Genomic DNA, 4,373 nt, shown 5'->3' with positions numbered 1-4,373 from the left:
CTTCGGGCAACCCGGCAGCACCAATACGCTGAGGATCGAGACGTTGCCGTGAAGGCCATGGCGCAGGTGGAGAGTGGAGCCGAGGTTCCACCCCGAGCGGGTATAACCCTCGGCCCTCTCCCCCGGCCCCTCTCCCATGAATGGGAGCGGGGAGCCACCTCGTAGCCCGGATGCAGTCCGGAGTACCACGTAGGGTGCGCCGTGCGCACCGCTCGCCTGGGGGCTGCGTATGGTGTTCGCCGGAACGCCGGGAGGTGCTTCCGGATCGGTGCGCGCGGCGCACCCTACAAGAACGAATCCCATCTGGCTTTGCCAGTTTACGGGGTGGCCGCCCCCTCAGCGGTCGCCTCTTTTTTTCTGCCGAACATGAATCGAACACTGAGTCTGTCCAGGGCCCTGCTCAACGGCTGCAGCCAGATCTTCCTGCAACGGCATCCGCTGTGCGGCGCGCTGGTGTTGCTGGCCATCGTCCTGAGCGCGCCGCACTTGCTCGGCGGCGCGCTGCTCGGCGGGCTGGCCGGGTTGCTGGTGGCGCGGCGGCGGGGCTATGCCGGGCAGGATATCGACGCCGGCCTGTACGGCTACAACGGCACCCTGCTGGGCCTGCTGCTGGCCGGGCAGTTCGAGTGGTCGCCATTGCTGCCGCTGCTGGCCATCGTCGCCGGCGGGCTGTCCAGCCTGCTGCTGCACCGTCTGCTGCGCCACGCCCGCCAGCACGCCGGACTACCGGCCTACACCCTGCCCTTCGTGCTGCTCGGCTGGGTCCTGCTGGCGCTGGCCGCGCCGCTGGGCCTGGAAGCCGGCGCGCCGGGCATGACGGCGCTACGCCCGGATGCACTGGGTCTCGCCGAGGCCGTACTGCGCGGCGTTGGCCAGGTACTCTTCCTCGACAGCCCGCTGGCCGGCGCCTGCCTGTTGCTCGGCCTGCTCCTGGCCGACTGGCGGGCGGCGGCCTGGGCAGCGTTCGCCTCGCTGGCCGGGCTGGTCGTCGCGCTGTTCCAGGGCTGGCCGCACGCCACCGCGCTGCTCGGCCTGTACGGCTACAACGCGGTGCTCGCCGCCCTCGCCCTCAGCCAGAGCCACCGCCGCCCCTGGGCGCCGCTGACCGGCATCCTGCTCACCCTGTTGCTGCAACCCTGCTTCACCGCGCTCGCCCTGCCGCCGCTCACCGCGCCGTTCATCCTGTCCTGCTGGCTGGTGCTGGCCAGCTCGCGCTCGACCCGCCAACCCGTGCCGCCGCGCACCGTCTAGAAGCGGCGGCAACGGACGAAGTGATTTAAGGTTTCAGGGATAGACCACCGGTCCCGAACCCATGCGAATCGCCCTGTTGCTGATCCTCCTGCTGTCCGGCTGCGCCGCCACCTCTCCTGCTCCGGCCCCGCTGGACTGCGCCGCGGCGCGGACCTTCCATGTGGTGAACCACGGCCTGCATACTGGCGTGGTGGTCGCCGCCGACGATCTGTTGCGGGCAGTGCCGGACCTGGGCGAGGACTTCCCCCGCGAGGGCTTCATCGAGCTTGGCTGGGGCGACGAGGGTTTCTACCAGGCGGAACAGCCCGGCGTGGGCCAGGCGTTGCGCGCCCTGTTCTGGCCGGGCGGCAGCGTATTGCATCTGGCGCGGGTGCCTGTCGAGCCGGCGAGCTATTTCCCGGCCGGTCAGGTGGCCACGGTGAGCGTCGACGAGGACGGCTACCAGCGCCTGCTGGACTTTCTCGCCGACGGCTTCGCCCGCGCACCGGGAAGCGAACCGCGAGCGCTCGGCCCCGGCCTGTACGGTCACAGCCACTTCTACCCGGCAACCGGCCGCTACTCGCTGTTCAACACCTGCAATACCTGGGTCGCCCAGGCGCTGGCCGCGAGCGGCTTTCCCGTCACCTCGACCTCGGTGGTGACCGCCGGGGGCGTCATGTCGCAACTGCGGCAACGGCGCTGCCCGCCATAGCCTTGCAGGAACGATCGTTGCGCTAGGCTCTGTACGAAAAGTGCCTGCGCTCGGTGATGCTTCGTTAAAAATCGGTTCGGAATGCTCATTTAGCACTCGTAAACTCGATCGCGAGCCCGGTCCGTTCCTCACCGATTTTTGCCTCGCCTGACCTTCGCTCGACGACTTTTCGTACAGACCCTAGTGCTGGCAGGGCTTGCCCTGGTACTGCTGGCGGTGCAACGCGTATTCGCGGCCGTTCCAGCGCACCACCGGGAAACAGAACCCCGGGCCGCCGACCTCGATATCCGGCCAGCCGTCCGTGCCTTTCGTGTCCAGGAACGAGGGAATGCCGGTGCTGCTGTCCATCAGCTTCCAGCTACCGTCGGCCTGCTGGCTGACCAGGCTGTAGCCCATGCCAGTCATGCCGTGGCAGAAGGTGCTGCCTTCCGAAATCACCACTTCCGGGCGGCCGTCGCCATTCAGGTCCCGCACCGTCTCGATGGTGCCGGGGGTGTAGCTGGACGTGCCGGGATCGTCGCAGAGGCGCCATTGCTGGCCCTGCTGCTTGAAGCCCGCGGCTCGGAAAGCGGCCGCTTCGTCCTGGGGTGAAAGCTGCGCGGCCGTCGCGGCCACACTGGCCAGCAGGGCCGCCAGGACCAGCAGCGGGATGTTCGTTTTCATCGGTTCTGCCCTCCACGAGAGTGCGCTATCGGCCCGCCGACAGCATGAGGGCCATTCGCCATTAGCTTAGCGCTTGCAGCCCGCCTGCCAGCCAACCGCCGCCCGCGCAGATCGACACCAACAACCAGGGCGGCAGCTTCCAGAAGACCAGCGCCGCCCAGGCTAGCAACGCCAGGAGGAAATCCACCACGCCATCGACGGTGCTCGTCCACAACGGCTGGTACAGCGCCGCCAGCAACAGGCCGACCACCGCCGCGTTGATCCCGGCCAGGGCCGCCTGGACCCGGCGCTGGCCGCGCAGGCACTCCCAGAACGGCAGGATGCCGGCCACCAGCAGGAACGACGGCAGGAAGATCGCCAGCAGGCACAGCAGCCCGCCCCACACGCCATCGACCGCCGCGCCCAGGAACGCGGCGAAGGTGAACAGCGGGCCAGGCACCGCCTGGGCGATGCCGTAGCCGGCCAGGAAGGTGTCGTTGACGATCCAGCCCGGCGCCACCACCTCGGCCTGCAACAACGGCAGCACCACATGGCCGCCGCCGAACACCAGCGCGCCGGCCCGGTAGAAGGCGTCGGTCAGTGCCAGCGCCTGACCGGGCCAGAGCTGGGCGGCAATGGGCAGGCCGAGGAGCAGGACGAAGAACAGGCCGAGCCAGGCCAGTGCCCCACGCCGCCCTTCCCGCACCGGCAAGGCATCGTGGGCGAGCGGCAGCGCCGGGCGCAGCAGGACCAGGCCGACCAGCCCGGCGATCAGGATCGTCGCCACCTGCCCCGGCACGCCGGGCCACAGCAGCACGGCGACCGCCGCCGCGAACATGATGGCGAGACGCGGAAGACCGACGCAGAGCACCCGGGCCATGCCCCAGACCGCCTGGGCCACCACCGCCAGCGCCACCAGCTTGAGGCCGTGCAGCACACCCGCCGGCAGCGCCGCGCCCCAGGTCGACAGGCCGAGGGCGAACAGGATCAGGACGATGGCCGAAGGCAGCGTGAAGCCGCTCCAGGCCGCCAGGGCACCGGCATAACCGGCCCGCGACAGCCCCAGCGCCATGCCCACCTGGCTGCTGGCCGGGCCGGGCAGGAACTGGCAGAGCGCGACTAGGTCGGCATAGCCGCGCTCGCTCAGCCATTGGCGGCGGACGACGAACTCGTCGCGGAAATAACCGATATGGGCGATGGGACCACCGAAGGACGTCAGCCCCAGGCGCAGGAAGACCAGGAAGACTTCCCAGGCGCCGGCGGTATGCCGTGAATCGCTCGATTGCATGTGGGGCAGGTCCTGTCTGTGAATGTCCGTTTCCAACGGAGACGGTGGATGTGAAAAGCGACATCCACCCTACACCTAGAGAATTGCATCCAGGCTACGCATTCATCCAGGGGATTGTTGGATTCCCGCGAACGCGGGGAACCAGGAAAAACAGACAGCCATCCGTGACCTTCGAGACACCGGGCGGAGGTCGGATCGTTCTGGTGACGTTATCGTGCGTAGCGGCGGCTCAGGCCTGGGGGGACGCTGCTACTGTCGGTTTCCTGCCAGGGGCCTTGCGGGCTGTTGGACCAGTACCAGCCGCCGTCCCAGCGGTAGTAGGTGCGCTCGCGGTAGTAGACGCCCGGCTGCTTCTCCAGCACGTAGACGCCCAGGCTGTTGTCCCAGTGGCAGTTGCCGCCGGGCGGCGGGGCGTAGCGCGGGTGGGCCTTCATGATGACCGGTGGTTGCGGCGCGGGCTGCACCGGGGGCATCGGCGGGCGCGGCGGCGGTGCCTGGGTG

Annotated in this window: 5 protein-coding genes; 2 read left to right on the top strand and 3 right to left on the bottom strand. The window is 69.0% G+C overall.

The annotated features are described in order from the left end of the window. The first annotated feature begins 366 nt into the window (after nucleotides 1-366). Together PSEWESI4_RS24620 and PSEWESI4_RS24615 are read left to right on the top strand one after the other, a co-directional pair. Entirely contained in the window at nucleotides 367-1,251 is an 885-nt protein-coding gene (locus tag PSEWESI4_RS24620) for an urea transporter (protein WP_187673879.1), read from the top strand. A gap of 61 nt (nucleotides 1,252-1,312) precedes the next feature. Continuing rightward, complete coding sequence (locus PSEWESI4_RS24615) at nucleotides 1,313-1,942, top strand: DUF2459 domain-containing protein (RefSeq protein ID WP_187673878.1); 630 nt, start codon at nucleotides 1,313-1,315, stop codon at nucleotides 1,940-1,942. Between the two features lie 180 nt (nucleotides 1,943-2,122). On the opposite strand, the gene PSEWESI4_RS24610 is transcribed toward PSEWESI4_RS24615, so the two are convergent. From PSEWESI4_RS24610 to PSEWESI4_RS24600, 3 genes are all read right to left on the bottom strand, one after another. Further along, on the bottom strand, nucleotides 2,123-2,605 hold the full coding sequence (locus PSEWESI4_RS24610; RefSeq protein ID WP_187673877.1) for a hypothetical protein: 483 nt from the start codon (nucleotides 2,603-2,605) through the stop codon (nucleotides 2,123-2,125). Nucleotides 2,606-2,666: 61 nt separating this feature from the next. Beyond that, the gene (gene chrA / locus PSEWESI4_RS24605) at nucleotides 2,667-3,872 is read right to left on the bottom strand and encodes a chromate efflux transporter (protein ID WP_187673876.1); all 1,206 of its coding nucleotides are present in this window, start codon (nucleotides 3,870-3,872) and stop codon (nucleotides 2,667-2,669) included. Between the two features lie 209 nt (nucleotides 3,873-4,081). Continuing rightward, a partial coding sequence (locus tag PSEWESI4_RS24600) for a hypothetical protein (protein ID WP_187673875.1) occupies nucleotides 4,082-4,373 on the bottom strand: 292 nt, incomplete at its 5' end.

The organism is Zestomonas carbonaria (assembly GCF_904061905.1).
Taxonomy (GTDB): Bacteria; Pseudomonadota; Gammaproteobacteria; order Pseudomonadales; family Pseudomonadaceae; genus Aquipseudomonas; species Aquipseudomonas carbonaria.
This window is presented reverse-complemented; position numbering and strand designations above follow the sequence as displayed.

Bases quoted from the DNA above. Each gene is read 5' to 3' on its own strand.
- PSEWESI4_RS24620 (WP_187673879.1), top strand. From the start codon at position 367: ATGAATCGAACACTGAGTCTGTCCAGGGCCCTGCTCAACGGCTGCAGC.
- PSEWESI4_RS24615 (WP_187673878.1), top strand. From the start codon at position 1,313: ATGCGAATCGCCCTGTTGCTGATCCTCCTGCTGTCCGGCTGCGCCGCC.
- PSEWESI4_RS24610 (WP_187673877.1), bottom strand. From the start codon at position 2,605: ATGAAAACGAACATCCCGCTGCTGGTCCTGGCGGCCCTGCTGGCCAGT.
- chrA (WP_187673876.1), bottom strand. From the start codon at position 3,872: ATGCAATCGAGCGATTCACGGCATACCGCCGGCGCCTGGGAAGTCTTC.